Raw genomic sequence first — 22,347 nt, 5'->3', positions numbered from 1 at the left:
ACACTGTTTCACAGCGTCTGCCCCTGAGCACTCCCGGCGGATTGACGCGCATGCGGGGATGAGGACCCGCTGTGACTAGGCTTGCTTGTCGTGTCGCAGATCTCCCGAGACGAGGTTGCCCACTTGGCGCGCCTGGCCCGACTTGCGTTGACCGATGCTGAGCTGGACAGCTTCGCCGGACAGCTCGACGCGATTCTCGGTCATGTCAGCCAGATCCAGGCCGTCGACGTCACCGGTGTCGAACCCACCGGCAATCCGCTGACGGATGTGAACGTGTTTCGCACGGACATCCCCGAGCCTTGCCTGACCCAGCAGCAGGCGGTGGCCGAGGCGCCGAAGGCCGTCGACGGCAGATTCGCGGTTCCGCGGATTCTGGGGGAGGCCGAATGACCGGCAACGACGTAATCCGGCTGGACGCGGCGACGCTGGGCGCCAAGATCGCCGCCAAAGAGGTGTCGTCGACCGAGTTGACCCAGGCGTGCCTGGATCAGATCGCCGCGACCGACGGCGAGTACCACGCGTTCTTGCACGTGGCCTCCGAACAGGCGTTGGCCGAAGCGGCCCGGGTGGACGCCGCGATCGCCGGCGGCGACGCGCCGCCGTCGCCGCTGACCGGTGTGCCGCTGGCTCTCAAGGACGTGTTCACCACCATCGACATGCCGACGACCTGCGGATCCAAGATCCTCGAAGGCTGGACGTCGCCGTACGACGCGACGGTCACCGCCCGGCTGCGGGCCGCGGGTATTCCGATCCTGGGCAAGACGAATATGGACGAGTTCGCGATGGGTAGCTCGACGGAGAACTCCGCCTACGGGCCCACCCGCAACCCCTGGAACACCGATCGGGTGCCCGGGGGCTCGGGCGGCGGCAGCGCGGCAGCGCTCGCGGCTTTTCAGGCGCCACTGGCGATCGGGTCGGACACCGGCGGCTCGATCCGCCAGCCGGCCGCGCTGACCGCCACCGTCGGGGTCAAGCCGACGTACGGCACGGTGTCGCGGTACGGGCTGATCGCCTGCGCGTCGTCGCTGGACCAGGGCGGGCCCTGCGGGCGGACCGTGCTCGACACCGCGCTGCTGCACCAGGTGATCGCGGGTCACGACCCGAGGGACTCCACCTCGGTCCACGCGCAGGTTCCCGACGTGGTCGCGGCCGCACGTGCCGACGGGGACTTGAAAGGTGTGAAGGTCGGCGTGGTGCGCCAGCTGCGCGGTGAGGGCTACCAGGCGGGGGTGCTGTCGTCGTTCAACGCCGCGGTCGAGCAGCTCACCGCCCTTGGCGCCGAGGTCAGCGAGGTCGACTGCCCGCATTTCGACTACTCGCTGCCGTCGTACTACCTGATCCTGCCGTCGGAGGTGTCGTCGAACCTGGCCCGATTCGACGGGATGCGCTACGGCCTGCGCGCCGGTGACGACGGAACGCACAGCGCCGAAGAGGTGATGGCGTTGACGCGAGCATCCGGCTTCGGCCCGGAAGTCAAGCGCCGCATCATGATCGGGGCCTACGCGCTGTCAGCGGGGTACTACGACGCCTATTACAACCAGGCGCAGAAGGTCCGCACGCTGATCGCCCGGGATCTCGACGAGGCATATGAACGTGTCGACGTGCTGGTATCGCCTGCCACTCCGACCACCGCATTCGCGCTGGGGGAGAAGGTCGACGATCCGCTGGCGATGTACCTGTTCGACCTGTGCACACTGCCCCTGAACCTGGCCGGCCACTGCGGGATGTCGGTGCCGTCCGGCCTGTCGCCGGACGACAATCTGCCGGTCGGCCTGCAGATAATGGCGCCCGCGCTGGCCGACGACCGGCTCTACCGGGTTGGTGCAGCCTACGAAGCGGCACGCGGACCGCTGCCAACTGCGCTGTAAGGGGAGAGGATGGGGTAATGCGGACGCGAGGAGCAGGAGGGTAGATGCGCATCGGAGTTCTCACCGGCGGCGGTGACTGCCCTGGGCTGAACGCCGTCATCCGTGCGGTCGTCCGGACCTGCGACGCCCGCTACGGGTCCTCGGTCGTCGGCTTCCTCGACGGCTGGCGCGGCCTCCTCGAAGACCGGCGGATTCAACTGGCCAACGACGACCGCAACGACCGGCTGCTCGCCAAGGGCGGCACCATGCTGGGTACCGCGCGGACGAACCCGGAGAAGTTGCGCGCCGGGCTCGACCAGATCAAGCAGACGCTCGACGACAACGGAATCGATGTGCTGATCCCGATCGGCGGGGAGGGCACGCTGACGGCCGCGCACTGGCTGTCAGAAGAGAACGTCCCCGTCGTCGGGGTACCCAAGACCATCGACAACGACATCGACTGCACCGACGTGACATTCGGCCACGACACCGCGCTGACGGTGGCGACCGAGGCCATTGACCGGCTGCACAGCACCGCCGAGTCCCATCAGCGGGTGATGCTGGTGGAGGTGATGGGCCGCCACGCCGGGTGGATCGCGCTGAACGCCGGCATGGCCTCAGGTGCCCACATGACGCTGATTCCCGAGCAGCCATTCGATGTCGAGGATGTGTGCCGGCTGGTGAAGCGGCGCTTCCAGCGCGGCGACTCGCATTTCATCTGCGTGGTGGCCGAGGGCGCCAAACCCGCCGAAGGGACGATGCAGTTGCGCAAGGGGGGCATCGACGAGTTCGGGCACGAGCGCTTCACCGGGGTCGCGCAGCAACTCGCCCTCGAGGTGGAGAAGCGCATCAAGAAAGAAGTGCGGGTTACCGTGCTGGGCCACGTCCAACGCGGCGGCACGCCGACGCCGTACGATCGCGTGCTGGCCACCCGGTTCGGGGTCAATGCCGCTGACGCCGCGCATGCCGGGGAGTACGGGATGATGGTGTCGCTGCGCGGGCAGGAGATCGGGCGGGTGCCGCTGGTCGATGCGGTGCGCCAGCTGAAGCTGGTGCCGCAGAGCCGCTACGACGACGCCGCCGAGTTCTTCGGCTGAAGTTCTTTGGCGAGACTGCTCACAGGTCGGCTGAATCGCCCATCCCGCGATCTGGCCGCAGTCTCGACGAGTCCTTCGGCCCTGATTACTAGGATCGAGACCATGACCGTCGCTTCCGCCGCAGAACTCCTCGACTACGCCGACGTCCTGGCACGATACGAACCCGTGCTCGGCCTCGAGGTGCACGTCGAACTGTCGACGGCCACCAAGATGTTCTGCGGCTGCGCCAACAAGTTCGGCTCCGAGCCCAACACTCAGGTATGTCCCGTGTGCCTGGGCTTGCCGGGCTCGTTGCCGGTGCTCAACCAGACGGCCGTCGAATCGGCGATCCGCATCGGGCTGGCGCTCAATTGCGAGATCGTGCCCTGGTGCCGCTTCGCCAGGAAGAACTACTTCTACCCGGACATGCCGAAGAATTATCAGATCTCGCAGTACGACGAGCCGATCGCGATCAACGGCTATCTCGAAGTTCCGCTCGACGACGGCAGCATCTGGCGCGTCGAGATCGAGCGTGCCCATATGGAAGAGGACACCGGCAAGCTGACCCACCTGGGCAGCGACACCGGCCGGATCGAGGGTGCGACGACGTCGCTGATCGACTACAACCGCTCCGGCGTCCCGCTCATCGAGATCGTCACCAAACCGATCGAGGGTACCGGGGACCGCGCCCCGGAGATCGCCAGGGCGTACGTCACCGCCTTGCGTGACCTGTTGCGCGCCTTGGGTGTTTCGGATGTGCGGATGGATCAGGGCTCGATGAGGTGTGACTCCAACGTGTCGCTCAAACCCATCGGTCAGCAGGAGTTCGGCACTCGGACCGAGACCAAGAACGTCAACTCGCTCAAGAGCGTCGAGGTGGCGGTGCGCTATGAGATGCGCCGTCAGGCGGCGGTACTGACATCGGGCGGCCGGATCGTTCAGGAGACCAGGCACTTTCACGAAGATGGCTACACCTCACCGGGGCGCAGCAAGGAAACTGCGCAGGACTACCGGTACTTCCCGGAGCCCGATCTGGAGCCGGTGGCGCCGGACGCCGAGCTCGTCGAGCGGCTGCGGCAGACGATTCCCGAACTTCCGTGGTTGTCGCGCAATCGGATTCAACAGGACTGGGGTATCTCCGACGAGGTTATGCGCGATCTGATCAACACCGGTGCGATCGACCTCATCGCCGCGACCGTCGGGCACGGCGCCTCCAGCGAGGCCGCCCGCGCCTGGTGGGGGAACTTTCTGGTACAGAAGGCCAACGAGTCGGGCGTCGAGCTCGATGCACTGCCGATCACCCCGAAGCAGGTGGCGGCGGTGGTCAAGCTCGTCGACGACGGCAAGCTGTCAAACAAGCTGGCCCGCCAGGTGATCGAGGGTGTGCTCGCCGGCGAAGGGGAGCCCGAGCAGGTGATGACCGACCGCGGCCTGGTCGTGGTGCGCGACGACTCGCTGATCCAGGCCGCCGTCGACGAGGCGCTGGCCGCCAACCCCGATGTCGCGGAGAAGATCCGCGGCGGCAAGGTGCAAGCGGCGGGTGCGATCGTCGGCGCGGTGATGAAGGCGACCAAGGGACAGGCCGACGCCGCGCGGGTGCGCGAGTTGGTGCTGCAGGCCTGCAGCTAGGCCACCGTCAGGTGTAGAAGGTGCGAGGCTGTACGTCGCCGGTCAGGTAATGCGCTCCGACTTCGAGCTTCTTGTAGTCGACTGGATCATGCAACGAGTGCGTGCGAATGTTGCGCCAGTACAGGCCCAGTCCGACCTCACTGCGAGTCGAACTCGACCCGGTTGCCTCATATACGCGCGATGCGACGTCCAGAGCGGTCTCGGCGGACATGATCTTGGCACGCGCGATGCCGACCTCGACTTCGGCGCGGTCAGCGGCGGTGATGTCACAACCGCGAGCGATGAAGTCGTCGAGGCGTGCGTTCCAACGGTCGGTGAGAGCCTCGGTGGCGGCCACTCGCGCCAATAGCTCACCAAACAAGCGTTGCACGAATGGATCACGCGAATAGTGCTCGGCCGAGCCGAGTGGCCAAGCCCGTGGCGGGCGAACGTGATACGGCGAGCCTGCTCTAGCGCGCCTTCGGCGATGCCCAGGTACATGTTGGCAAAACCCAGCTGACTGGCCGGGGATGGAAGGGTCGCGTACGGCTCAGCGTGCCATTCGCCCAAGACGTCGTCGGCGTGCACGAACACGTCGCGGAATTCGACCGAACCGCTCGCAGACAATCGCTGCCCTAGCGCATCCCAGTCGTCAACGTGGGTGACCCCGGCCCGGTCGTGCTTGACGACAGCGGCCAGCACACGGCCGCTGCCCTCCTCAACACCCATGATCACCGTCACGTCGCCGGTGGCGGCACCAGTCGAGTATCGCTTGCGGCCGTTGAGCGCGTAGCCCGATTCGCATGGAGCCAGGGAAAGCGCGGGGTCGATCGGATTGACCGAATCACCCCACAGCCAAGTGCTCGACGCCGATGCCTCGAACCAGTGCTGCCAGCGTTCTGCATCCCCGATGAAGACGATGCCCGACTGAGTGATGTAGCTGTATGCCAAGAGTTGTGCGATCGACGAATCGGCCCGCGCCAATATCCGTACAGCCCGCAGAGCGGTGCTCCAATGCCCACCCGGTCCGCCAAACTCGGTCGGTATCAATAGGTTTGCCAAGCCGGATTCCTTCAACAGCTTGAGTTCGGCATCAGCCTGTTGATTGGCACGATCGCGTGTCAACGCGTCAACGGCCAGGGTGGCGGCCACCCCTTCTGCGATCGAATCCCATAGCTGCGATTCAGATTCACTGGGTGCAGTCGTCCACGGAGTGCGTGCCACTGAGGCTTCTCTTGTGTGTGTCGATGGCCGTGAGCAGCCGCTGTCATATCGCACCGCCGAAAATCAGACAGCGCCGAAATTATTTGTTTTCAACGCCGTTCAGTTTGCAGAAAGTCCTAGTTGCGTTGGTGAACTTCCCGAGCGACGCATCTGGCGCCGGCGCCCGCGAGCGACTCGCCGACCGCGTCTCGCCGCGGCTCGGCGTTGGTTACGTGTTGTCCGCGTTGCTGCGCGGGAAGCCACCGCCCTGCGGGAACAGCGGGAACACGACGTCGTCGAGCTTCTCGGCGTCGCCGGAGGTCTTGTTGACCGTCGCACCCCAGACGTTGCCGTCCGCCGACAGTTGCAAAGCCCAGGCGTGCCCGTGCTGGTCCTGCCGCACCACCTCCGGCTCGCCGGTGACCGCGCCCGTGTCGGGTGCGAGCCGCACGGCCACCGTCTGCTTGGTGTTGACGAGGTTCACCAGCACCGTGCCGTCCAGCGCGGCGCAACCGGCCACCCCCGGTTTGTCGGGCCAGGTCCACACCGTCGACACCTTCGAGTCCTTGGTGATCCGTTGCAACCGGTCGGCCGTCGGTGTCCGGTCGGTGACGTAGAGCGAGCTGTCCGACGGGTCGATGCACATGTCGCCGCCGGCTCCCATGCCGGAAAGCGCCGTTGTCTGCGGCGCCTGGTTGACCGTGGTGGGCTGCTCGATGCGCAGCACCTTGCCGGCCAGCGAACCCGGATCGGCGGCCAGCGCGGGGTCACCCGCGTCGCCGGTCTGGACCAACAGCGTGGTCGGGCTCGTGAAGATCAGCGACCCGGTGTTCCCCGTCGCACCCTTCGGGATGCCGGTCAGGATCGGCTTGGGGATGTCGTCGTCGGCGATCCGGATCACCCGGTTGTCGGTGGGGGTGCTGACGTAGGCGTACATCAGCCGGTCCTGGGAGTAGGTGGGCGAGAGCGTGATGTCCATCAGCCCGCCGTCACCGCTCGGGTCGACCGGGATGACCAGCTTGACCTTGGGTTCTGCGCTGACCGACACCTGTTTGACCGCGCCGGTGACGCGCTCGGCCACCAGCGCCGACTGGCTGTCCGGCAGCATGATCAGACCGCTGGTGCTTTCCAGGCAGCCCTGCATGACACCCGGCGCGGGGCAGGCCTTGGGGAACGGCTTGGGCGGCAGCGGCGGCGGTGGTGGCGGAGTGGACGACGGCCCGGGCGCCAGCTCCGGTTCGGTGGTGAACGGCTGCGACTGGGCCGAATCGAATCGGGCGCATCCCGACCCGACGAGCAACGCCGCACACAGCAGGGCAAGCACACCCCGCACGGGCCCGCGCAGTTTCATGCTGGCCAGGTTACGGATTGTTCAGCGGTACGCGCCACGCTCGCTCCTGCGGCGCGGCTACGAATAGGGCGGCCAAAGCACCGCGCCAATCCTCCATTAAGGGGTGACTAGCACTTACGCTGGGAAACGTGACCAGTCATCCCCATGACCCACGCCCCTGGCAACGGCCCGACGACATGTCCGGGCGGCCCGCGTCTGCGAGCCTGGTCGACCCGGAAGACGATCTACCCTCCGCGACCTACGGCGGTGATTTCGAAACCACCGCGATCCCGCGCTACGACTCTGCGAAGTCCACGACCGACCAACCGTTCGGGCTCATCGGCGATCCCGAACCACTGCCGTATGTGCAGCCGGCCGACCGTCATACCGTGAACCCGTATGTGGCGGCGGAGCCGACGGAGATCGAGCCGATCGACGCCGACGACCGTATCCGCGACCGGCGCGGAACCCAGGACCTCGGGCTTCTGCTGCTGCGCCTCGCGGTGGGCGCGCTGCTGATCGGACATGGCCTGCAGAAGGCGTTCGGCTGGTGGGGAGGTCCTGGCTTGTCCGGCTTCCAGACGTCGTTGAGCGAGCTGGGCTTCAAATACGCCGACATCCTGACCTACGTGGCGACAGCCGGCCAGATCGCTGCCGGTGTGCTGTTGGTGCTCGGTCTGTTCACGCCGGTGGCGGCGGCAGGAGCACTGGCCTACGCGATCACCGGCATCCTCGCCGATGCCATGGCGGCCCACGAAGCCGCGAGGCTGTCGTCGTTCCTCACCGACGGTCACGAATACAAGGTCATCCTGGTATGCGCGCTCGCAGCCATCGTTCTGATCGGCCCCGGACGCTACGGGCTGGATGCCGGCCGCGGCTGGGCCCGGCGCCCCTTCATCGGCTCGTTCGCCGCACTCGTGCTGGGTGTAGGTGCAGGCGTCGCCGTCTGGGTGCTGCTCAACGGCGGCAACCCGCTGGCCTAGTCCGGGCCTAGTTGTAGGGGTTCGGCACCCGGCCCCCGCTGGCCTCGGTCAGAAGCGGCAAGGTCGCGAACGTCACGGCCGGAAGGCGTACTTCCGTGCCGTCCTTGCGTCGCGCCCGCGCCCACGAGCTCTTCCCGAAGCGCAGCCCGTCGATGTCATCCCAGGCGACCGTCTCGCTGGCGGTGAGTGTCCGCACGGTCACGGTGTCCCGGTCGGCGACGGTGCGGTAGCGGATGACCAGCACCGACAACAGGACCGGAATGACGAGAACCAGCGCGAACCACGGTGGCCCCGCGACCACCAGAGCCAACAGGCCCAGGGCCAGAAAGCCGACCGCGAAGTGGGCCATCGGCGAGATGCGGATCACGACCGGAGCGGTCGGCGCCGAGGGGGAGTTCACATCGCCATCCTCCCATCGCGGCGGTTGCTGGCCCGACCCGAGTGCCAGTTCCGCACATCCGCCGGGGACGGCAATTTGACCTTTGACCAGTGCGGAGGTTACCGTCGGTTGTTATGCAGGCCTCGGGATTGCTCGTAGTAATTGGTAAGCGCGTTGATGCCGCGCTTGCCCGCTGCCGGGCATAGCCACCCGCATCAACGCGCGACCCTCGTACAGCAGCCCAGCTGACGGGGGTTTTTTGTTGCCCCACCACCGATTTGAGATCCTAAAGACCGATCCGAACAGGATTCACGAGATATGAGGACACCGTGAGCGCACCCACCACGCGACCACCGGACCAGTCGGCGACCCCGTCGAACGGGGGACATGCCGCGCCGGCCGCGAAGCCGGCACCGAAGGCCGACCCCGGGCAGTCGAAACGGATTGCGCCGCAACAGCTCACCGGCGCACAGGCGGTGATCCGGTCCCTGGAGGAGCTCGACGTCGACGTCATCTTCGGTATCCCCGGCGGTGCCGTGCTGCCCGTCTACGACCCGCTTTTCGACTCGCAGAGGCTGCGCCACGTGCTGGTCCGCCACGAACAGGGCGCGGGCCATGCGGCAAGCGGATATGCCCACGCCACCGGCAAGGTCGGCGTCTGCATGGCGACCTCGGGCCCCGGCGCCACCAACCTGGTGACACCGCTCGCCGACGCCCAGATGGACTCGATCCCGGTGGTGGCGATCACCGGACAGGTCGGGCGCGGGCTCATCGGCACGGACGCCTTCCAGGAGGCCGACATCTCCGGCATCACCATGCCGATCACCAAGCACAACTTCCTGGTGCGCAGCGGCGACGACATCGCGCGGGTGCTCGCCGAGGCGTTCCACATCGCGAAATCCGGCCGCCCGGGCGCGGTGCTGGTCGACATTCCGAAGGACGTGCTGCAGGGGCCGTGCACCTTCAGCTGGCCGCCCGTGATCGACCTGCCGGGCTACAAGCCCAACACCAAACCGCACAGCAGGCAGGTCCGCGAAGCGGCGAAGCTCATCGCCGCTTCGCGTAAGCCGGTGCTCTACGTCGGCGGCGGCGTCATCCGCGGCGACGCCACCGAGCAGCTGCTGGACCTTGCGGAACTGACCGGCATCCCGGTTGTCACCACGCTGATGGCCCGCGGCGCGTTCCCGGACAGCCATCCGCAGAACATGGGGATGCCCGGCATGCACGGTACGGTCTCCGCGGTCGCCGCCCTGCAGCGCAGCGACCTTCTGATCGCACTGGGCACCCGTTTCGATGATCGGGTGACGGGCAAGCTCGACTCCTTCGCGCCCGAAGCCAAGGTCATCCATGCCGATATCGACCCGGCCGAGATCGGCAAGAACCGGCACGCCGACGTGCCGATCGTGGGCGACGTGAAGGCCGTCATCGGTGATCTGATCGAGGCGCTGCGCCGTGACGGAACCATCGACTCGATCAAGATCGACGACTGGTGGGAGTACCTGCGCGGCGTGCAGTCGACGTACCCGTTGAGCTACGGGCCGCAGAGTGACGGCAGCCTCAGCCCTGAGTACGTCATCGAATCCCTGGGCAAGCTGGCCGGCCCGGACGCGGTGTACGTCGCCGGCGTGGGGCAGCACCAGATGTGGGCCGCACAGTTCATCAGGTACGAGAACCCCAAAACCTGGCTGAATTCCGGCGGGCTCGGGACCATGGGTTTCGCCGTCCCCGCGGCCATGGGGGCCAAGTTCGGCCGCCCGGAGGCCGAGGTGTGGGCCATCGACGGCGACGGCTGTTTCCAGATGACCAATCAGGAGCTGGCGACCTGCGCGGTCGAAGGTGCGCCGATCAAGGTCGCCATCATCAACAACGGCAACTTGGGCATGATCCGGCAGTGGCAGACCCTGTTCTACGGGGAGCGGTACTCGCACAGCGATCTGGGCACTCACACCCAGCGCATCCCGGATTTCCTGAAGCTGGCCGAAGCGCTCGGCTGCGTCGGATTACGTTGTGAGCGTGCCGAAGACGTCGAGGACGTGATCAACCAGGCGCGTGCGATCAATGACCGCCCGGTGGTGATCGACTTCGTCGTCGGCGCCGATGCCCAGGTGTGGCCGATGGTCGCCGCCGGCACCAGCAACGATGAAATCCAGGCGGCCAAGGGCATCCGTCCGCTCTTCGACGATCCGGAAGAGGGGCACGCGTGATGGCGACCAGCGGATCGATGCCGACGCACACGCTGTCGGTGCTCGTCGAGGACACCCCCGGCGTGCTCGCCCGGGTGGCGTCGTTGTTCTCCCGGCGCGGCTACAACATCCAGTCGCTGGCCGTGGGCGCCACCGAACAAAAAAACATGTCCCGGATGACCATCGTCGTCTGCGTCGACGAGTCACCGCTGGAGCAGATCACCAAGCAGCTGAACAAGCTGATCAACGTGATCAAGATCGTCGAACAGGAGGAGGACAACTCCGTTTCCCGCGAACTGGCCTTGATCAAGGTACGCGCGGACTCGACCACCCGCAGCCAGGTGATCGAGGCGGTGAATCTTTTTCGCGCCAAAGTCGTTGATGTCTCCAATGAGTCGTTGACGATCGAGGCCACCGGTACCCCGGCCAAGATCGAGGCGTTGCTCCGAGTTCTTGAGCCTTATGGCATCCGCGAGCTCGTTCAGTCCGGTGTGGTGTCCCTGTCCCGTGGTCCACGCGGCATCGGCACGACCAAGTAGAAGCCCAAATAACAAGTCAAGGAAGAAGATTCACAGTGGCAGTAGAGATGTTCTATGACGACGACGCCGACCTGTCGATCGTGCAGGGACGCAAGGTCGGCGTCATCGGTTACGGGAGCCAGGGTCATGCGCATTCGCTGAGCCTGCGCGACTCCGGTGTGCAAGTGAAGGTCGGTCTCAAGGAGGGCTCGAAGTCCCGCGACAAGGTCACCGAACAGGGCCTCGAGGTGGACACCCCCGCCGAGGTCGCCAAGTGGGCCGACGTCGTCATGCTGCTGGCGCCCGACACCGCGCAGGCCGAGATATTCAAGAACGACATCGAGCCGAATCTGGAAGACGGCAACGCGCTGTTCTTCGGCCACGGCCTCAACATCCACTTCGATCTGATCAAGCCGGCCGCGAACGTGACCGTCGGCATGGTGGCACCGAAGGGCCCCGGGCATCTGGTGCGTCGTCAGTTCGTGGACGGCAAGGGCGTGCCGTGCCTGATCGCCATCGATCAGGACCCCAAGGGTGAGGGCGAGGCGCTGGCGCTGTCCTACGCCAAGGGCATCGGCGGCACCCGCGCGGGCGTCATCAAGACCACGTTCAAGGAAGAGACCGAGACCGACCTGTTCGGCGAACAGGCCGTATTGTGCGGTGGCACCGAAGAACTGGTCAAGGCCGGGTTCGACATCATGGTCGAGGCGGGCTACGCCCCCGAGATGGCCTACTTCGAGGTGCTGCACGAACTGAAGTTGATCGTCGACCTGATGTACGAGGGTGGCATCGCCCGGATGAACTACTCGATCTCCGACACCGCGGAGTTCGGTGGCTACATCTCGGGTCCGCGCGTCATCGACGAGGGCACCAAGGATCGGATGCGGGCCATCCTCTCCGACATCCAGGACGGCAGCTTCGTGAAGAAGCTTGTCGCCGATGTCGAGGGTGGTAGCAAGCAACTCCACAAGCTTCGCCAGGAGAGCGCCGAGCACCCCATCGAGGTCACCGGTAAGCAGTTGCGGGACCTGATGAGTTGGGTCGACCGGCCCATCACGGAGACGGCCTAGCACTTGCGGTTTCGGCGGTTTGGTCGCCCCCAACGCGACCATACCGCGCCGAAATCGCCGGAAGACGAGGAAGGGGTCGGTGAGCCAGAGATCCCTGTCGGACGGCGACGACCCGACGCTGCCCCGGTACACGGTGCGGGCCGTCGCGGAGCGGCTGCGGGTACCGACCGCGACTCTGCGCAGCTGGAATCAGCGCTACGGCGTCGGGCCAGTCGACCACACCCCTGGGCAGCACCGGCTCTACAGTGAGGCGGACATCGCGGTCCTTCGCCAGATGCGCGTGATGATCGGCCGGGGAGTCAACGCGGCCAGCGCGGCCCGGGTGGCGTTGGACGCGCTGGCCCCACAGCGCACCGAGATATCCGCGGTGCTGGACGCGGCGTCCGAGTTGGACGTCGCGACGATGAGCGAACTGCTGGACCGCAACGTGCGCCACCACGGTGTCGTCGACACCTGGGATCGCTTGGTACGCGCGGCCTTCGCGCAGATCGAGGCCCGTCAGGCAGACCGCGGCGGCTGTATAGACATCGAACACGCGTTGTCATGGACCGTGTCACGGACGCTGCAACGGGTACCGATGGCCGCCGCCGACGGTGGCGCACCCGTCGTCCTGGCGTGCACCGGAGCCGAGACACACACCCTCGCGCTGGAAGCGCTCCGGGCGGCGCTGGCGGAGTGCGGGCGCCCGGCGCTGATGCTGGGCGCGACCGTCCCGGCCGCGGCACTCGTCGACGCGCTCGCGCACCGGCGGCGCCCTGCCACGGTCGTGCTGTGGGCACACACCGCGGCAACCGCCGATCCCGGGATGGTCAAAGCCGGTCGCGGCGCTGGCGCCGTGGTTGTCGTGGCGGGGCCGGGCTGGGACCCGGCGCTGACCAAGGGCATGTCGCGGCTCGAGACGTTGTCGGACGCGGTGCGACATCTGACGATGTGACGCGTCGTTTGCGCATCGATCGGGTATTTATGACGGATGCCCGACATGACGCTGAGGACTGATGAAGAGTTTGTGGTGCTCCTCGACGAGGATGGGCGAGCGGCCGGAACGGCGGCCAAGGCCGCGGTGCATCACGATGAAACGCCGCTGCACCTGGGCTTCTCCTGTTATCTCTTCGATGCGGACGACCTGGTTCTGGTGACGCGACGTGCCCTCGGCAAGCAGACATGGCCCGGCGTGTGGACAAACTCCTTCTGCGGCCATCCGGCGCCGGGCGAGGATGTGACCGACGCCGTGCGGCGGCGAGCCCGACGCGAGCTGGGCGTCACTGTCGGCGCGCTCGAGTGTGTGCTGCCGCGCTACCGGTACCGCGCGATCGCCGCCGACGGCACCGTCGAGAACGAGATATGCCCGGTGTTCTGCGCCCGCACCGGTTCGGCGGTGTCAGCGGCGCCCGACGAGGTGATGGACTGGCGTTGGGTGGCATGGGACGAACTGCGTGCCGCGGCCGGGGTGCCTTGGGTGATCAGTCCGTGGGCGGCCGAGCAAGTGTCTCTGCTCCAGAGCTCCATTACTTCTTGGCGGGATCGTGTCCCCAGTTCATCAACGAGTAGCGCCACGCCGACTCCTTGATGTCTCCCGAGGGCCGCTGGGCCAGGTGCCGGTGCGCATAGCCGACCACTTTGCGCATGTGCCGGTAGTCGTCATCGGTCAGATCCGATCTCTTGGCTTGCAGGAGTTCGATGATCCGCCGACCGCTGGCATGGCCGGTCGACTCGCCCCCTCCGTCCTTCTGCCCAACTTTCTTCGATTCCTCGGTCTTCAGCCATTTTTCGAGCTCGCCCGGTGTCATGTTGACGGTGTCGTGGAACTCTTTCCATGTCTCCGCACTGTCATCTGTCATCGCGAGGACATACCCGTGCGCTGCGGGTGCGAAGCTCGAACAGGCGCTCGGCGTATTCGATGTCATCCCGCCACAGCCTGCTCGCGGCTCGCCGCATGAAGGGTCTGATCAACGGTGCGGCGTGCAACGCGCGCGCGAATCCCGGCCGGTCGGAGTGAGCGATCACGGCCTCCAGGACCGCCGTGCGTGGGCGCCCGTCCGGGCCGGGGCCGAGTGGTGTGGCGTGCGTTTCCACCACGCTGCCCGCGCCCTCGCCGTCGATGATGCGCATCAGGATGGTGCGCGGTTCAGGGCTGGTGAACTCGGCCACAACCGGGACGCCCAGCCGGCCGACCCGGAACGACACAGCGACGAGGAAACGATCGAGCTCCTCGGGCAGCTCATCGTCGACGCTCGGCGACGAGAGCACCTCGAGCCGGGTGAACGAGTAGGCGTGGAACCACGACCCGTGCCACGGGTCCATTCTGTTGGCGATCACATCCCGCGGCTCACATGTGCCGGCCAGCCGTGCGACCGCGGACATCCGCGCCCCTTCTGGCCGAAGGGCAAGCACCGGCCGCTCGGTGGGCTCCTCACCGCCGACGCCGTCGAGCCGCACCCAGGCGAGCACACCGTCGTCGTATGCGGGGTAGGGCGCCCAGCCGAACGCGGGCCGGCCTTCCAGGCGCAGACCGTGCCAGGCACAGACCAGGGCACCGCAGTCGACGCGTCCGGTGGACAGGTCGGCGCCCAGATGTGGGCAGGCGCCCGGTCCGACGTGCAGCGTCCCGCCTTCGCCACGCCAGGCGACGATCTCCACCCCAGCGACGGTGGCGCCGAACGGTCGCGCACCGATACGGTCAGCGGCCGCGAACGCGTACCAGTTGCCGCTGGGCCGGCGCTGCGAGCGCTGCAACGCCGACTGGATGACGGCGGGTGCAGCGTCACGGTAGGTGGCTCGCTGGGCGGCCCACGCCTGGCGCGAAAGGAGTTCGAACGGCAACGTCTTCGCCAACTTGGCCGCCCAATCGGTGAACATGGTCATCCCGTCGTCTTGGCAGTGCGTTCGGCCAGTCGACGCAGCAGTGCCCAGCGCCCCTGGACGGGCACGGTGTACAGGTCGTGGCCCCTGAGTCCGAACTGCTTGAGCAGCCGGTTCGCCGCCGCCCATCCGGTGGTCGCTGCGCGTTCCATCAACGCCACCGGCAGGTCGATCCGGATGCCGTCACCGGCCAGCGCCAGGCGATCGTGCGGAGTGTCGACGGACGGGCGACCGGCGAAATCGCCGGGCCGGAACCGTGGGCAGTCGTCTCGGCACAGCAGTCGCTCGCCCACGATGGCCGCTCGTTTCGTCTCCGGGTACAGCTCGTGTAGGCGTTGCAGCAGCCGGTCGCGCAGGTCCTCGTCGCGCCGGGTCACCGCATAGGAATGCAGTTCGACGACCGAACCGCCGGTGCGGTGGGCCCATTCGGCCGCCTGGCGCTCGTACCGCTCGAGCACGCTGATGTTGTCCAACGGGGGCAGGCCACCCGTGCCGAGGAATGGCGGACGGTCGCCGTTCACCGCGGTGTCCAGCCACAGCCGGTGCACGACGAACGGCGGCGCGGTGCCCATGCCGGCAACACGGGCGCGCCAGCCGTCACCGCCAAGGCCTGGGGAGCGCGCGACGATCCGCTGCAGACCGGCCACATCGGTGGCCAACACGACGCCGTCGGTTTCGAGGCGGCCCGCGTCGTGGTCGACGACACATCCCTCGCCGACCTCCACTGCCGTCACCGCGGTGCCGGTGTGAAAGCCCACACCACGTGATTGCAGCGTCTCGCGGAGCGGATTCCACAGTGCCGTGTCGAAATTCGCGTTGGCGACGTCGAACACCAGGCCTTCGCTGGAGCCGAGGAAGTAGATGTGGAACATGGCGGCCAGCTCGGCCGCCGACAATTCCGCCGGTTCGGCGAAGAAGCTGCGCGAGAACACCTCGAACGCCAGATGCCGCGCCGCGTCGGGAAAATTGATGTCCCGCAGGAACGTCTCGGCGTCGCGGCCATCGAGCAGATCGTAGATGCCCGGCACGGACACCGCCGCCAGCGGGGCCGCCGCACGGGCGTCGAGACGCACCAGATCCCGGAACCGGAACGTCGGGCTGCGCAACGCGAAAGCCGCCGCGTTGAGCGGCGGGGTTCGAGGCAGGCCGCGGAACGTGTCCCGACGGCCGTGTCCGTCGATCAGCGGGTAGTCCTCGACCGGGGTGAGCATCGACAGTTCAGGGTCGATGCGCCGCAGCAGGTTTCGTAGGTTGTAGTACTGGCGGAAGAATGCGTGGAAGCCACGGTTCATCGCGACCGGCGTGGCGGCCACCGATTCGGTCCAGCCGCCGACCCGGCCGCCCAGATACGGTTCCCGCTCGATGACGTCGACGGTGACCCCCCGTTCGGCGAGACCGGTGGCGGCGGCCAGACCGGCGATGCCCGCTCCGACCACCACTGCCCGCGGGCGCCGCGGCAGCCGCCCGGCGTCCGCCAGCCCGGGGGCCGCGATGTGGGTCACCCGCCGTCGATCCGTCATCGCGGGCGCCTCGGCGAGAAACGTGTGCACGATGTTGCGTTGCCAACCTGGCATCGTCTCGCTGCGCACCGCGGCGAACCCGTTGTCGCGCAATCGCCGACGAAACGCCGAGGCGCCGTCGAACTCGTTCACGCTGCGGCGCAGATACCGGTAGAGCGAGGCGTCGCCGGTACGCCACCGACCCGCGGGAATGATGATCGTCGCGCACACGGTGTTCCAGATCATCGTCGCCGGCCGGGAATCGCGTACCGAGTACTCGTGGACGGCCAGAACCGCTCCCGCGCGCAGCAGTGCCCGGAAAGCGCGCAGTTGCGCGTCACGGTCCGCGACGTTGCGGATGAGGTAGGCGGCCAGGATGCCGTCGAACGGACCCCGAACACCCGCGTCCTCGAGGTCTTCGATGCGGCTGTGCACGAACCTGACCGCGGACGGCCACGGCTTGGCGGCAGCTTCGGCGAGCATACCGGCTGAGCCGTCGACCGCGACGATCTCCGCATGCGGGGCCGCGGCCAGCAGGGCCGCGGTCGAGGCGCCGGTGCCGCACCCGGCGTCCAACACGCGCAGACCGCGGCCCGAGTCCGCAAGCCCCATGCGTTGCGCCGAGATCCGCAGGTGGTGGTGATAGCCCGGATTGGCTCCGACCAGTCTGTCGTAGGCGGCGGCGCCCGCATCGAATGCGGACGGGACATCGGCGACGCTCACCGCTTGACCTCGGTGTCGTGGCGCCCGCGCTGGCGTTCCCACAGCAGCAGCACCGCCGTGACGAGTGCCCAGCCGAACAGGAAATCCTCGATCGGGATGTCGTACGGGAATCGGACGCCGCTGGTGTGGTGCTCATCGTAGATGACAATGGGCGCAGTGAGTTTGGTGAGCCAACCGTCGACGGGTATCTGAAACCCGAACACGATCACCATCGAGATCCAGTAGGCGGGCCTGCGAAACAGGCCCGTGTGCAGCACCCCGAACTCCAATGCACAGACCGCGGCGACGGCGACGAGTGCAGGAAGCGTATAGCCGAGCCCGGTCACGGCGCCCGCACCCGGTGGCGCCGCAGACGTCGCAGGAACGCGAGAATGGCGTCGACGGCGGAATACGTCAGCAGCCCGCAGACCGGTATCACGACGAAGAACAGCAACTCCTCGAGCGGTATCGAGCCCGGCAACCGCACACCTGTGACGAACCGGGGGTTGTAGGTCCAGATGTCGGCGGCGATGGCGACCGCATCCCAGACGATGAAGACGACGGCCACCGGAACCACGGCGAACACCAGCCGCCGAAGCTGGCGGTACACGCCGTCACCGAACATCTCCAGGGGTGCGGTGATCAGCAGGCACGCGCCGAGCACGAACAGGTACTGCCAGCGGTCCAACCTCATGCCCCCTTGTTGAGCAGCCTGGCCCGCCATGCCCTCGCCAGTCCCGTGGCGGCGACCTGCGCGCGCCGCCGCGTCCCGACGGTGGCCCGCTGGCTGAAAATGGCGAAATCGGTCTCCTCGATGCGATCCAGGATCTCCGAGTACAGCGTCAACGCAGCCGCCACGCAGGGACGAGACCGCGGATGCAGCAGGGCGATTCCCCGCGCTGCGTAGGTGTAGATGCGACGGGTGGCGGCGTGCTGCTCGATGAGGGCGCGACGCACCCTGGCGTCGGTGCGCTTCCGATCGTGGCACCACGTCAACACGTCGCGATCGACCTGGTGGGCGGCGAGTTCGTCGGCGGGCAGGTAGACGCGCCCGCGCTCGAGATCCTCGTCGACATCACGCAGAAAGTTGGTCAACTGGAACGCTTTTCCCAGGGCTGCCGCGTACGGCGCCGCTTCCTCTCTGGGGGCCACGGTGCCGAGCACGGGAAGCAGCTGCAGCCCGATGACTTCCGCCGAGCCGTACATGTACCGGTCCAGTGCGGCACGGTTCGCATAGTCGGTGGTGGTCAGGTCCATCCTCATCGAGGCCAGGAAGTCGTCGAACAACTCCCACGGGATCCCATGGGTGCGGGCGCTGTGCACCACCGCGGCCAGCGCCGGGTCGTCATCGCTGGGCACGCCCTGCACCAGCCGGTTGAACATCGCAGTGGCCAGCTGTTGCAGTGCATCAGCGCGCTCGGCGATGGTGACGTCCGGATCGAAGTCGTCGAGGATGTCGTCGGCGCGCCGGGCGAACCCGTAAAGCGCGTGCACGGCGGGACGTTGGGCGGGGGCGAGGAGCCTGGTGGCGAGGAAGAACGTCCGACCGTGTTGCGCGTTGATCATCCGGCAGCGCCGGTACGCGTCCCGGAGCGAAGGATCACGGACTCCCGCGGCGTCCAACTCAGAACTGATCATGTGTGCACCACCCGTGGACGTGAGCTGTGGGCCGGAACGCCCGTTATTCGATCGGCCGCCAGTCGCCCGGAAATCAAGGCCGTCGGCACCCCGACACCGGGTACCGTCGAAGATCCGGCGAGCACGACGTTGTCTACGCCGCGGACGGTGTTGGCCGGACGGAACGGCCCGGTCTGGCCGAAGGTGTGCGCGAGGGCGAACGGTGTGCCCGCCGCCATGCCCTGCCGTGCCCAGTCGGCAGGGTTGACCACATGAAGCAGCTGGGCGTCGACTCCCAGCTGCGGCAGGCGATCGATCACGACATCCATCATCTCGTCCGCGTATGAGGTACCTATGGTCGACCAATCAACCTGTCCGACAGCGGTATTCGGCGCAGGAGCCAGAATGTACAACAGATCCCGGCCCGCAGGCGCCAGGGTGCTGTCGCCTGCGGTGGGACGGGTCACCAACAGCGACGGGTCGCCCATCAGTCGGCCGTCGTCGATGATGTCACGGAACGTCTGACGCCATGCGTCGCCGAAAACCATGGTGTGGTGGCCGATTTCATCGGTCACGGCTCGGCACCCGACGTGCGCGACGACCGCCGACGGCGCGGGGCGCAGCGGCAGCAGCCGGCGTGGCGTGCGTTTCAGAAGACGGTACGTCTGCGGCAGTTCGGTGGTGAGCACGACGGTGTCGGCCTCGATTCGGTCGCCCGCCCTGGTGCGGACGGCCCCGACGCGTCCGTTAGCCCACTCGAGTGCGGAAACCGCTGCTTCGTAACGGAACTCGACGCCTGCATCCGTGGCCGCGGCGGCCAGCGCATCGGGGAGCGCCCGCATGCCCCCGCGGGGGAAGTACACCCCTGCGATGGTGTCCATGTAGGCGATCACGGCGTACACCGCGAGTGCGCGCTGCGGCGGGAGGCCCGCATAGAGCGCCTGGAAGGTGAAGACGCGCAGCAGGCGCTCATCGGTGATGTATCGGCGAATCATCCTGTCCCAGCGGCGGAAGCCGCCGATCGCGGCCAACCGTGCCAGCTGGGGGGTGAGTAGCGACAGCGGCGAGTCGAAGTTCGATGCGATGAAGCCGTCGAACTCGACCCGGTAGAGCCGCGTCAGCCAGTCGCGCAGCCGGAGGTAACCGTCGGCTTGCCCGCCGCCGGCGAAGCGTTCGATCTCGGCGGCCATCGTGGCGCTGTCGCTGTGGACGGCCAGCGCACTGCCGTCGGCGAACGACGCGTGGTAGGCGGGCTCGATCTTCATCAATTTCAGCCGCTCGCCGGTGGATTCGCCGACGGCGGCAAAGGTGTCGTCGATGATGTCGGGCATCGTCAACACGGTGGGGCCGGTGTCGAGGTGATAACCGTTGACGTCGGCACGGCCGACCCGACCGCCGGGGTGTCGACCACGCTCCACCACCGTGACCCGGCGACCGCGGCCGGCGAGGTGGAGCGCGGCTGAGAGTCCGGCCAGCCCCGCGCCGACCACCACGACGTGATCCGTGCGTCCTTCGACGGTGCGCATCAGGCGGCCCGCTGGGCGCAGGCGGCGGCCATGCTGGTCAACGCCATCTGGACTAGCGGGTCGAGGTGACGCGAGTCGATCCAGTCCAGCGCGCGGGTCAACCGCTCCTCGATCATGTGCTCGATCCACTGCGGCGCGCCGGTCGCGGTGATCAGCGACCGCCAGCGGCCGACGTCCACCTCGTCGACGGCGCGAGCGCTCATCAGCTCGGCCAGTTGCCGCCGCAACGACGATCCGGCGAGGTGATGCGCGGCCACCACGACGGACGTCGCCTTCTGGTCGGACAGATCGCCGCCGGCGGGCTTGCCGGTCACCGACGGTGACCCGAAGACGCCGAGGAGGTCGTCGCGCAGTTGAAACGCCTCGCCGACGGCCTCGCCGTAACCGCTCAACAGCGTCATCACCCGCTGCGGGCAACCGGCGAGCGCGGCACCGACTTCGAGCGGTCGGCGAACGGTGTAGTTGCCGGATTTGCGGCGCGAAACATCGAGCACGTCGTCGAGCGCCGGAAACCCGCCGGCGTCGTTGACCAGGTCGGCGAACTGACCGATCGCCAGTTCCGCTCGCATGGCGTCATACCGGGGCCACGCTCTGGTCAGGGCGGACTCGGACAGCCCGCTCTCCCGCAGCATCTGTTCCGCCCAGACCAGGCACAGGTCGGCCAGTAGCACCGCCGCCGACTCGCCGAAGCGGTCAGCCGAACCGCGTAGACCCCGGTCGCGGTGCCACTGTGCGAACGCCACGTGGGCGGACGGTCGGCCGCGCCGGATCGGGGAACCGTCCATGACATCGTCCTGCATCAGCGCGAACGCGTGCAGCAGCTCAAAGCTGGCTGCCGCCCGAAGCGCGGCCTCGTCTTCGTGGGCGCCGCACAGCCAGCCCAGGTACATGAAGGTCGAGCGCAGACATTTGCCGCCGTCGACGAAGCGCAGCAGCACTTCTTCCGCCACGTCGACGCCCGATCCGCCGAGGGCCCGGGCGCACCTGCCCGCCACGAATCGCGCGACCTCGGTCAACACGGCCTCGCGTGTCGCGGTCCGCCAGCTCTCGAACGATGCCTGCTCCTGGCCGATGCGCGTGATCGCAGTTCCGTGCGCCGTGCTCGCCGCGCGGACGTCTACCTCACCGGCGCTCAACGACGTTCTTCTTCCTCATTCGGGCGTGTGTATGGATGTCACTACCCCAAAGGGGGGCTGACGAACCGCTTCAGTGGCCTCGGTTATACCCAGAAACCGGTCCGCGATGCATCGAATGTGCATCGAATGCTATCCGGGTCGGCGATTTCGTCGGGCAGCGCCACGCTCAGCGCAGCTAGGCGGAGGACAAACCGCTCAGGATGTGAAGCGGTCGGTGACGGTGACGACGCGTCTGGCCAGGTGGTCGAGCGCGTTGTTGGTGGCTTCGTCGAATTCGCCGATGTTGTCGTGGTCGGCGATGAGACCGGCACCGTACGGGTTTCCGTCGACGAACTTCACCGGGTCGGTATAGCCCGGCGGAACGATGATGCCGCCGAAGTGCATCAGGGTGACGTACAACGTGAGCAGCGTGGTCTCCTGACCGCCGTGCTTGGTGTTTGACGAGGTGAAGCCGGCGTAGACCTTGTCGGCCAGCTTGCCCTCTGCCCACACGCCGCCGAGCGAGTCGAGGAAATTGCGCATCTGCGAGGCGACCGAACCGAATCGCGTCGGTGAGCCGAAGATGACCGCGTCCGCCCACAGGACGTCGTCGGTGGTGGCGGGCGGGAGCTCCCTGGTGACCTCGTAGTTCGCCGTCCATGCCGGGTTATGCGCGAACGACACCGGATCGCGGGTTTCGGCGACATGCCGGACGCGCACCTCGGCGCCGGCCGCTTCCGCCGCCGCAGCCACACGCTTGGCCATCGACGTGCCGTGTCCGGTCGCCGAATAATAAATGACCGAAACCCTGCTCATGGCGACAAGCTTAGGC

Annotated in this window: 22 protein-coding genes and 2 pseudogenes; 10 read left to right on the top strand and 14 right to left on the bottom strand. The window is 67.2% G+C overall.

The features are described from left to right. Window positions 1-90: 90 nt before the first annotated feature. The 4 genes from gatC to gatB all read left to right on the top strand — a co-directional run bounded on the left by gatC (window position 91) and on the right by gatB (window position 4,552). Window positions 91-390 carry an Asp-tRNA(Asn)/Glu-tRNA(Gln) amidotransferase subunit GatC gene (gene gatC / locus ACVWWN_RS29380; RefSeq protein WP_457147007.1) on the top strand — a complete coding sequence of 100 codons (300 nt, stop codon included), beginning with the start codon at window positions 91-93 and terminating at the stop codon, window positions 388-390. After that, window positions 387-1,868 (top strand): Asp-tRNA(Asn)/Glu-tRNA(Gln) amidotransferase subunit GatA, encoded by a 1,482-nt coding sequence (gene gatA, locus ACVWWN_RS29375; protein WP_457147006.1) that lies wholly within the window; start codon window positions 387-389, stop codon window positions 1,866-1,868. Before gatC ends, gatA begins: the two co-directional genes overlap by 4 nt. 44 nt (window positions 1,869-1,912) lie before the next feature. Then, window positions 1,913-2,944 carry an ATP-dependent 6-phosphofructokinase gene (locus ACVWWN_RS29370; RefSeq protein ID WP_457147005.1) on the top strand — a complete coding sequence of 344 codons (1,032 nt, stop codon included), beginning with the start codon at window positions 1,913-1,915 and terminating at the stop codon, window positions 2,942-2,944. A gap of 102 nt (window positions 2,945-3,046) precedes the next feature. Further along, window positions 3,047-4,552 carry an Asp-tRNA(Asn)/Glu-tRNA(Gln) amidotransferase subunit GatB gene (gatB, locus tag ACVWWN_RS29365; RefSeq protein WP_457147004.1) on the top strand — a complete coding sequence of 502 codons (1,506 nt, stop codon included), beginning with the start codon at window positions 3,047-3,049 and terminating at the stop codon, window positions 4,550-4,552. Between the two features lie 7 nt (window positions 4,553-4,559). Here gatB and ACVWWN_RS29360 read toward each other — a convergent pair whose 3' ends face one another. The 3 genes and pseudogenes from ACVWWN_RS29360 to ACVWWN_RS29350 all read right to left on the bottom strand — a co-directional run bounded on the left by ACVWWN_RS29360 (window position 4,560) and on the right by ACVWWN_RS29350 (window position 7,085). Continuing rightward, window positions 4,560-4,922, bottom strand: coding sequence for a hypothetical protein (locus tag ACVWWN_RS29360; protein WP_457147003.1), 363 nt, complete (start codon window positions 4,920-4,922; stop codon window positions 4,560-4,562). Window positions 4,923-5,455: 533 nt separating this feature from the next. After that, window positions 5,456-5,683 (bottom strand): annotated as a pseudogene (locus tag ACVWWN_RS29355) (acyl-CoA dehydrogenase family protein); the annotation flags it as partial. Between the two features lie 280 nt (window positions 5,684-5,963). Next, window positions 5,964-7,085 carry a PQQ-dependent sugar dehydrogenase gene (locus ACVWWN_RS29350; RefSeq protein WP_457147002.1) on the bottom strand — a complete coding sequence of 374 codons (1,122 nt, stop codon included), beginning with the start codon at window positions 7,083-7,085 and terminating at the stop codon, window positions 5,964-5,966. A 128-nt stretch (window positions 7,086-7,213) separates the two neighbouring features. Here ACVWWN_RS29350 and ACVWWN_RS29345 point away from each other — a divergent pair, with 128 nt between their 5' ends. Next, on the top strand, window positions 7,214-8,047 hold the full coding sequence (locus ACVWWN_RS29345) for a DoxX family protein (RefSeq protein ID WP_457147001.1): 834 nt from the start codon (window positions 7,214-7,216) through the stop codon (window positions 8,045-8,047). A 7-nt stretch (window positions 8,048-8,054) separates the two neighbouring features. Here ACVWWN_RS29345 and ACVWWN_RS29340 read toward each other — a convergent pair whose 3' ends face one another. Further along, entirely contained in the window at window positions 8,055-8,396 is a 342-nt protein-coding gene (locus tag ACVWWN_RS29340) for a PH domain-containing protein (protein WP_457149326.1), read from the bottom strand. 359 nt (window positions 8,397-8,755) lie between these two features. Between ACVWWN_RS29340 and ACVWWN_RS29335 the strand changes: the two genes are divergently transcribed. The 5 genes from ACVWWN_RS29335 (at window position 8,756) to idi (ending at window position 13,764) form a co-directional block, all read left to right on the top strand. Next, window positions 8,756-10,630 (top strand): acetolactate synthase large subunit, encoded by a 1,875-nt coding sequence (locus tag ACVWWN_RS29335; RefSeq protein WP_457147000.1) that lies wholly within the window; start codon window positions 8,756-8,758, stop codon window positions 10,628-10,630. Next, on the top strand, window positions 10,630-11,148 hold the full coding sequence (gene ilvN, locus ACVWWN_RS29330; RefSeq protein ID WP_457146999.1) for an acetolactate synthase small subunit: 519 nt from the start codon (window positions 10,630-10,632) through the stop codon (window positions 11,146-11,148). Before ACVWWN_RS29335 ends, ilvN begins: the two co-directional genes overlap by 1 nt. Before the next feature lie 47 nt (window positions 11,149-11,195). Next, the gene (gene ilvC / locus ACVWWN_RS29325; RefSeq protein ID WP_457149325.1) at window positions 11,196-12,197 is read left to right on the top strand and encodes a ketol-acid reductoisomerase; all 1,002 of its coding nucleotides are present in this window, start codon (window positions 11,196-11,198) and stop codon (window positions 12,195-12,197) included. 79 nt (window positions 12,198-12,276) lie between these two features. Next, entirely contained in the window at window positions 12,277-13,131 is an 855-nt protein-coding gene (locus tag ACVWWN_RS29320) for a MerR family transcriptional regulator (protein ID WP_457146998.1), read from the top strand. 45 nt (window positions 13,132-13,176) lie between these two features. Then, on the top strand, window positions 13,177-13,764 hold the full coding sequence (idi, locus tag ACVWWN_RS29315; protein WP_457146997.1) for an isopentenyl-diphosphate Delta-isomerase: 588 nt from the start codon (window positions 13,177-13,179) through the stop codon (window positions 13,762-13,764). Here the strand turns inward: idi and ACVWWN_RS29310 are convergent. From ACVWWN_RS29310 to wrbA, 10 genes and pseudogenes are all read right to left on the bottom strand, one after another. After that, entirely contained in the window at window positions 13,703-14,035 is a 333-nt protein-coding gene (locus ACVWWN_RS29310; protein ID WP_457146996.1) for a DUF3140 domain-containing protein, read from the bottom strand. The genes idi and ACVWWN_RS29310 overlap by 62 nt on opposite strands. Beyond that, on the bottom strand, window positions 14,025-15,059 hold the full coding sequence (locus ACVWWN_RS29305) for a DUF5914 domain-containing protein (RefSeq protein ID WP_457146995.1): 1,035 nt from the start codon (window positions 15,057-15,059) through the stop codon (window positions 14,025-14,027). The genes ACVWWN_RS29310 and ACVWWN_RS29305 overlap by 11 nt, the downstream gene beginning before the upstream one ends. After that, a complete protein-coding gene (locus ACVWWN_RS29300; RefSeq protein WP_457149324.1) occupies window positions 15,056-16,576 on the bottom strand; it encodes an FAD-dependent oxidoreductase in 1,521 nt (506 codons plus the stop codon). Before ACVWWN_RS29300 ends, ACVWWN_RS29305 begins: the two co-directional genes overlap by 4 nt. 66 nt (window positions 16,577-16,642) lie before the next feature. Further along, window positions 16,643-17,278, bottom strand: a pseudogene (locus tag ACVWWN_RS29295) (class I SAM-dependent methyltransferase); the annotation flags it as partial. Beyond that, complete coding sequence (locus tag ACVWWN_RS29290; protein ID WP_457146994.1) at window positions 17,275-17,604, bottom strand: lycopene cyclase domain-containing protein; 330 nt, start codon at window positions 17,602-17,604, stop codon at window positions 17,275-17,277. The gene ACVWWN_RS29290 and the pseudogene ACVWWN_RS29295, both read right to left, overlap by 4 nt. Beyond that, window positions 17,601-17,945, bottom strand: a complete 345-nt coding sequence (locus tag ACVWWN_RS29285) for a lycopene cyclase domain-containing protein (RefSeq protein WP_457149323.1) — start codon at window positions 17,943-17,945, stop codon at window positions 17,601-17,603. The genes ACVWWN_RS29290 and ACVWWN_RS29285 overlap by 4 nt, the downstream gene beginning before the upstream one ends. A 2-nt stretch (window positions 17,946-17,947) precedes the next feature. Then, entirely contained in the window at window positions 17,948-18,895 is a 948-nt protein-coding gene (locus ACVWWN_RS29280) for a phytoene/squalene synthase family protein (protein WP_457146993.1), read from the bottom strand. After that, complete coding sequence (gene crtI / locus ACVWWN_RS29275) at window positions 18,892-20,400, bottom strand: phytoene desaturase family protein (RefSeq protein WP_457146992.1); 1,509 nt, start codon at window positions 20,398-20,400, stop codon at window positions 18,892-18,894. Before crtI ends, ACVWWN_RS29280 begins: the two co-directional genes overlap by 4 nt. Further along, window positions 20,400-21,536, bottom strand: coding sequence for a polyprenyl synthetase family protein (locus tag ACVWWN_RS29270; RefSeq protein ID WP_457146991.1), 1,137 nt, complete (start codon window positions 21,534-21,536; stop codon window positions 20,400-20,402). Before ACVWWN_RS29270 ends, crtI begins: the two co-directional genes overlap by 1 nt. Before the next feature lie 195 nt (window positions 21,537-21,731). Further along, the gene (gene wrbA / locus ACVWWN_RS29265; RefSeq protein WP_457146990.1) at window positions 21,732-22,331 is read right to left on the bottom strand and encodes an NAD(P)H:quinone oxidoreductase; all 600 of its coding nucleotides are present in this window, start codon (window positions 22,329-22,331) and stop codon (window positions 21,732-21,734) included. Window positions 22,332-22,347 lie beyond the last annotated feature (16 nt).

It is taken from the genome of Mycobacterium sp. URHB0021 (assembly GCF_054057895.1).
Note: the sequence above shows the minus strand (reverse complement) of the source record. Positions and strands in the feature narration are given on the sequence as shown.

Coding starts and splice junctions, on each gene's coding strand:
- crtI (WP_457146992.1), bottom strand. CDS start 20,400: ATGCGCACCGTCGAAGGACGCACGGATCACGTCGTGGTGGTCGGCGCG.
- ACVWWN_RS29340 (WP_457149326.1), bottom strand. CDS start 8,396: ATGGCCCACTTCGCGGTCGGCTTTCTGGCCCTGGGCCTGTTGGCTCTG.
- gatB (WP_457147004.1), top strand. CDS start 3,047: ATGACCGTCGCTTCCGCCGCAGAACTCCTCGACTACGCCGACGTCCTG.
- idi (WP_457146997.1), top strand. CDS start 13,177: ATGACGCTGAGGACTGATGAAGAGTTTGTGGTGCTCCTCGACGAGGAT.
- ilvC (WP_457149325.1), top strand. CDS start 11,196: ATGTTCTATGACGACGACGCCGACCTGTCGATCGTGCAGGGACGCAAG.
- gatA (WP_457147006.1), top strand. CDS start 387: ATGACCGGCAACGACGTAATCCGGCTGGACGCGGCGACGCTGGGCGCC.
- ACVWWN_RS29305 (WP_457146995.1), bottom strand. CDS start 15,059: ATGACCATGTTCACCGATTGGGCGGCCAAGTTGGCGAAGACGTTGCCG.
- ilvN (WP_457146999.1), top strand. CDS start 10,630: ATGGCGACCAGCGGATCGATGCCGACGCACACGCTGTCGGTGCTCGTC.
- ACVWWN_RS29370 (WP_457147005.1), top strand. CDS start 1,913: ATGCGCATCGGAGTTCTCACCGGCGGCGGTGACTGCCCTGGGCTGAAC.
- wrbA (WP_457146990.1), bottom strand. CDS start 22,331: ATGAGCAGGGTTTCGGTCATTTATTATTCGGCGACCGGACACGGCACG.
- ACVWWN_RS29300 (WP_457149324.1), bottom strand. CDS start 16,576: ATGACGGATCGACGGCGGGTGACCCACATCGCGGCCCCCGGGCTGGCG.
- ACVWWN_RS29310 (WP_457146996.1), bottom strand. CDS start 14,035: ATGACAGATGACAGTGCGGAGACATGGAAAGAGTTCCACGACACCGTC.
- ACVWWN_RS29350 (WP_457147002.1), bottom strand. CDS start 7,085: ATGAAACTGCGCGGGCCCGTGCGGGGTGTGCTTGCCCTGCTGTGTGCG.
- ACVWWN_RS29280 (WP_457146993.1), bottom strand. CDS start 18,895: ATGATCAGTTCTGAGTTGGACGCCGCGGGAGTCCGTGATCCTTCGCTC.